At 46.8% G+C, this 5,410-nt stretch carries 4 protein-coding genes and 1 pseudogene; all 5 read right to left on the bottom strand.

Features of this window, described 5'->3' with window-relative positions:
* Window positions 1-562 (bottom strand): annotated as a pseudogene (locus tag AC1DUA_RS21780) (hypothetical protein); the annotation flags it as partial.
* Window positions 563-578: 16 nt separating this feature from the next.
* Window positions 579-1,802 carry an ABC transporter permease gene (locus AC1DUA_RS21775; RefSeq protein ID WP_477501766.1) on the bottom strand — a complete coding sequence of 408 codons (1,224 nt, stop codon included), beginning with the start codon at window positions 1,800-1,802 and terminating at the stop codon, window positions 579-581.
* A complete protein-coding gene (locus tag AC1DUA_RS21770; RefSeq protein WP_477501765.1) occupies window positions 1,799-2,476 on the bottom strand; it encodes an ABC transporter ATP-binding protein in 678 nt (225 codons plus the stop codon). The genes AC1DUA_RS21775 and AC1DUA_RS21770 overlap by 4 nt, the downstream gene beginning before the upstream one ends.
* A gap of 83 nt (window positions 2,477-2,559) precedes the next feature.
* Window positions 2,560-4,290, bottom strand: a complete 1,731-nt coding sequence (locus AC1DUA_RS21765; protein ID WP_477501764.1) for an alkaline phosphatase — start codon at window positions 4,288-4,290, stop codon at window positions 2,560-2,562.
* 220 nt (window positions 4,291-4,510) lie between these two features.
* A partial coding sequence (dnaJ, locus tag AC1DUA_RS21760; protein WP_477501763.1) for a molecular chaperone DnaJ occupies window positions 4,511-5,410 on the bottom strand: 900 nt, incomplete at its 5' end.

Here is a 5,410-nt window from a genome sequence, read left to right as displayed (position 1 = left end):
GCAGGAACCAATGTTTGTCAAAGGAGAGCACTTCGCCCATAAAACCTTTGATTTGCACCGTTTTACCGCTCATATCCCAGAATCGATCCGAGGGAGTATCCTGCTTCTCATTGTCAAAAAACTGGTCCCAGTTTATTTGGTTGGAAGCTGTTGACGGCGATGGCTTTACATTTTTACTTGGTTCAGTTGCTGTAGGCTTCGCTTGCGGGCTGGACGACGGCGCAAAATTCGCAGCATCAACTTGCGGAGGCGCGCTTTGCACARCTTTGGGTGACTCCGTCACTTTTGGAGATGGACTCGGTGTAGGCTGCGCTTCTTTAACGGTTGTTGTCTCTACTACTTCAGTAGTAGGCTGCGGCGTTGCGGACGGAACTACTTTGTCCGGCGCAGCAGAAGGGACAGGCTGTGCACTTACAGCTGGAGGAGGCGAAGGCACAGTGCTTTGGATCGCTGTTTGTTCAATACTGCCGAATGTTTGACCTGCCGTGTCCATTTTCTTTTGACCACATCCTGCAACGAGCAAGACGACAACCAAAACAGACGTGAACAGTATTTTTCTCATTTTATCACCTCAGACTTCATGACTTAAATAATTGCAATGGGTCTACTCGATAGGCCTGCAGTGCCGGGCCAGCTGAAGCAAGAACGCCAATTCCTAATGTTCCTGCGATTAACAGCCATTCTCCCTGCATGAACTGAAAGGATTGCAGCTGTAGACCTGTGTATTCAAACACGGCTTCGCGGCTCAAATAACCACCGAAATGACCTGCAAGCATGCCCAAAACAAGACCAATTACGGTCAGTAACAGTCCTTCTCCGATCAATGAGGTCCATATGAACCCTTTGGATTTTCCAATTAAACGTAGTAATGCGACGTCTTTCTTCCGTTCGTTCACAGCTGCAACAAGCGATAGAAGGATAGTCCCTGCGGCAAGCAAAATACAGATTACCGTTACTACGGTCAGCGCCCCAGTTCCTTTATCAATGACGTTAACGACATCAGCGACCGCTTTACTTGTATAAATCGCTTGAACGTTGTTCATTTGTCCGTATTTCGTTTTGATCGATTGTGCACCAAGCAGTGTCTTAGGCTTAATGAGAATGGCGGTAACTTCCCGATGCTCTRCATCCTGCCCTTCATGCACAGCCCAAGCATAGTCCAAAGTTGTAAAAACAGCTCTATCATCAGAAGTGAATAATGGCGGTAAGATGCCAACTACGGTATATATAAAGTTGTGGTGATGCTCTTCTTCAGCCGAATCCTCTTCGTGATCTTCGCCTTCTGCTTCTTCCAACCCTTTAATCAAGCCGTGTGCGCCTTGGAATTTATCTCCGATATGCAGGCCTAGCGTGCTCGCAATGTGCGATCCAACAATGGTTTCGCCAAGCTTCCCATACATTTTCCCTTCAGCCATCTGCTTCTCTGTTCCATAACGGGAAGCAAAATAGCCAGGCTCAATCCCTACGATAGGAAATCCGTTATAGTTATCCCCTGTCGTCATCGCGTATGCGCGATCAACAGACTCATCCTTCTGAAGCTCGCCTAGCAGTGTAAAAGGCACATTTCCTGTAGGAGCGCCTACATGATAATAAGTGTTCAAAGCAAGCTGCGACGCGCTGCCTTTGGCACCTATCGTTACCTCGAAGGGTCCATACCCCTTCTCAGCTCCCTGCTCCAGCCCTGCGCTGCAAAGCAGCAAAAAAACAACCAAAGCCGCCGTAATCGTTACCGACAAAATAGTAAGAAGCGAGAGTGTTTTTCGGTGAAGCATGTTTCTCCAGACTAAAGCCACTAATCTCATACGGCACTTCTCCTTGATACCTCATTAATCTCCCCAATATGAACACGTCTCGGGTACATTTCCGCCAAATGCAAATCGTGAGTTACGGTAACGAGTGTGAGCTTCTCCGTCTCACAAATGTTCAGCAATAGCGACATGATCTCTCCAGCCGTTTCCCAGTCTAAGCTGCCTGTAGGCTCATCGGCCAGCACAAGCTGCGGTTTCGTCAGGATGGCGCGTATTATGGCCGCTCTCTGCTGCTGCCCTCTCGACAGCTCGTAAGGCATATGGTGCTGGCGATCTTTCAAGCCGACTCTCTCGAACCAGTCGTCAAGCTGGTCTTTTGTCTGCTTCTTCGTCCAGCTATCTGGGACAATGAGCTCCACGTTTTGTCTGGCGGTCAATGACGAAATCAAATGAAAATCCTGAAAAATGTAACCGACATGCTCCGCACGGAAACGGTCTCTTTTGCTTTGCGAAAACGTATGGAGCGGTAACCCGTTCACACGTATTTCGCCTTCGTCAGGAACCATGACACCGCTGAGCAAATGTAGAAGTGTGCTTTTTCCGCTACCGCTTGGACCGAGCAAAGCGATTCGTTCCCCTTGTTCAATGCTCCACGAAGGAACGCTTAGTATCTTCAGCTTTTGCCCATGCATCGTGAATGACTTTGAAATCTTGTTCAACTCAATCATAGCTGTCCTCCAAATTCATAGGTCCAAGATAGGAAAAGAGGACAAGGGAAGCGTGATCCCCTGTCCTTTCTTTGCCTTGGCTTTTAGTTTTTCACGATGCGCTCGTTGAAGGAATCCCATGTCATTGTTTTGCCAGTCAACTTATTGAATGCTTCCAGCGGCAGGTATAGTTTGCCATTGTCTACATTGCCAACAAGTGTGCTTGCACTGCCATTTTCCGTAATAGCACCCGTTTCAACATCTACGGACAACTTTTGGTTGTCTTTGGAGAGCATAACGGATTTCGTCGCTTCATCCCAAACAACTTGAATGTCTAGTGCTTCAGCAAATGATTTCGCCGTAAACAATGTTTTGTTATCGCGAGTCACTTTGAACAGTGGGTACATGTACTTATCTTGCAGTTCTTTTGTTGCAGCAACTAGGTCAGCGCCAATTACTTTTGCACCACTTTTTGCAATGTCCGTGTTATCGATGTCGCCTTTAACCAATGAAGCGATCGGTCCGTAAGCCCACACACCAACGTCTACGCCAGTATGTCCATGTCCCGTCCAGCCAATAGCTAAGCGCTTGGATACCACAGCATTGTATCCGCCAGCGCGTCCGTAGGAAGATCCGTCACCTTTCAAAATCAAGGCAATTTCCTCGTCTGACAAGTCTGTGAAACCAACGTTATCAGCAACGATTTTACGAACATCGTCAGCTGTTTGAGCTGTTTTCAAGATAGCATCCAAATACTCGTAGGAGTGCTTTTGTTTATTAAACAAATCTACGTTCAATTCGTACACATTGTTAATCCCCAAGGATAGTCCACCAGTTTCATGGTCAGCGGAGACAACAAGGGATGTATTTCCGTCTTTTTTCGCGAAATCAACTAATGTTTTGAATGTCGCATCCAGCTCCAACGTTTCTTGGATGTTGGCTGGCAGATCGTTTGCGTGGCCCGCGTGATCGATACGTCCTTGTTCAACCAATAGGACGAAACCATCTTTATTTTGTGACAAAATATCAAGCGCTTTTTGTGTCATTTGCGGCAAGCTTGGTGTACTCGCATCGCGATCCAACACGTAAGGAATTTCATTCATTGCGAAAAGTCCAAGCGCATGGTCAGCTGTAGCTGGAATTGCATCTAAGCCTGCTTTATCAAACGCTGTTTTGAAGCCCTTTGCTTCGTAATCAGGAATGATGTTCTTGTCAGTGCGCTTTCCTTTATCATCTTTTGTTACAAAGTTAGTTTTACCGCCACCGAAAATAACATTAACTCCGCTAGCTAAGTACTGAGAAGCAATTGCGTTTTGATTGCTGCGTTGGCGAACGTGGGATGCCCATACCGCAGGTGTTGCTCCAGTAATATTGTCTGTGGAAACAAGTCCAGTTGATTTGCCTTGTTTCATTGCTGCTTCGATAATCGAAGCATAAGGCTTGGCAACATCGCCGTTAGACACGCTGATAGCATTATTGTAAGTTTTGTTACCTGTCGAGAAGGCAGTTGCAGCTGCAGCTGAGTCAGTTACAGCACCGGATTCCGACGTGTAAGGACCTGGTTGCGAGTATGTAGTTGCTTTACCAACATAGTATCCGCCATCAAGCTCTAAGCGGTCTTTATTTAGGAATTTTTTGGAGTAGTATCTTGCTGCTGTTACTTCAGCTGGACCCATTCCATCACCGATAAGTACAATTAAATTTTTGGATTGCGGTTGCTCCGCTGGTACGGTAGTCGGAGTTGTTTCGGCAGCTGATGCTACGCCTGCTACGTTTAAGGCCAGTAAGGAAATTGCTAGACCGGAACCCATGATTTGTTTCAAGCTTTTTTTCAAGGTGTATTCCCTCCAAATATATAGTATCTCACGTGATCTAGCATAACTTTCATAGATTAAGAGAAAGTTATCCAAACGTATTCGCTATGTAAAAAATTCCATATACTGTTATCTGAATGTAAACAAGCAAACAAAAAACACTCCGCTCGGCTATTTCAACAGATCAACGATCTRTGAAAACGTCAAGGGAGTGTTTCAGTTCCTATAGGAAAATATCATTTTAGTCGCCTAGGAAGGCTCTTTTCATACGTTCGAAAATCGATTGGCTCTGCTCATGCGTATGCTCACCGGTTTGCTTGCCGAATTGGCGCAGCAAATCCTTCTGATCATCACTTAAGCTCGTAGGCGTTACCACGATCACTTTCACGTGCTGGTCACCTTGACCGAAGCCGCGCAAGTGCGGAACCCCTTTTCCTTTTAAGCGGAAATAGGTATCGGTTTGTGTGCCTGCCGGAATTTTGAGTTTAACTTTTTCTGTCAACGTCGGGATTTCGATCTCATCGCCTAGTGCCGCTTGAATAAAGGTTAGTGGCACTTCGCAATAGACGTCATTGCCTTCACGCTCAAAGAATTCATGAGATTTCACGCGGATAACAACGTAAAGATCGCCAGATGGGCCTCCACGAGTTCCGCCTTCTCCTTCGCCTGATACACGAAGTTGTGCGCCATCGTCCACACCAGCTGGAATCTTGATGTGAATGGTGCGTTGTTTTTTCACTTTTCCAGCGCCATGACAAGTTACGCATTTTTCTTTGATGATTTTACCAGAACCATTACACTGCGTACATACGCGGCGATTCACAATGCGGCCGAATGCCGTATTCTGTACAACTTCCTGCTGACCGCTGCCATGACAGCCGCCGCAAGTTTCCGGCTTCGTTCCTGGCTTCGCACCAGACCCGCTGCACGTATCGCAATTTTCAGTTCGCGGAATATGAATATCGGTTTCTTTACCGAAAATCGCTTCCTTAAACTCAATCGTCATCGTGTATTGCAGATCGTTGCCGCGCTGTGGCGCATTCGGATTACGACGGTTTCCACCGCCACCACCGCCAAAGAACATATCGAAAATATCGCCAAAGCCGCCGCTGAAATCTTGGCCGCCGCCCATCCCTTGGTT

Source organism: Paenibacillus sp. 01T422, from assembly GCF_056398785.1.
This window is presented reverse-complemented; position numbering and strand designations above follow the sequence as displayed.